Source organism: Faecalibacterium sp. DFI.5.82 (assembly GCF_029076575.1).
Classification (GTDB): Bacteria; Bacillota; Clostridia; order Oscillospirales; family Ruminococcaceae; genus Faecalibacterium; species Faecalibacterium duncaniae.
This window is the reverse complement of record NZ_JARFIS010001214.1, coordinates 1-255: the sequence shown is the minus strand read 5'-3', so window position 1 is coordinate 255 and position 255 is coordinate 1. Positions and strand designations below refer to the sequence as shown.

Sequence of the window (255 nt, the reverse complement as noted above, 5' to 3'; positions counted from 1 at the left end):
GTTTCAGTTCAGGCGGTTCCCTCAATACACCTATTTTAAATTTCAGTGTATTGTACCTGAGTATGAACCCAGGTGAGTTTCCTCATTCAGAAATCTCCGGATCAATGCTTATTTGCAGCTCCCCGAAACTTATCGCAGCTTATCACGTCTTTCATCGGCTCCCAGTGCCAAGGCATTCGCCCTGCGCCCTTGTTCGCTTGACCTTTCAAACGTTCTTTCAGAACATTTGGTATCCTCTTGATTCTCTCTTTTGCC

Annotated in this window: 1 rRNA gene; it reads right to left on the bottom strand. The window is 45.5% G+C overall.

Annotated elements, in window-relative coordinates:
• Nucleotides 1–203, bottom strand: a 23S ribosomal RNA gene (locus P0G09_RS20780); the annotation flags it as partial.
• Nucleotides 204–255 lie beyond the last annotated feature (52 nt).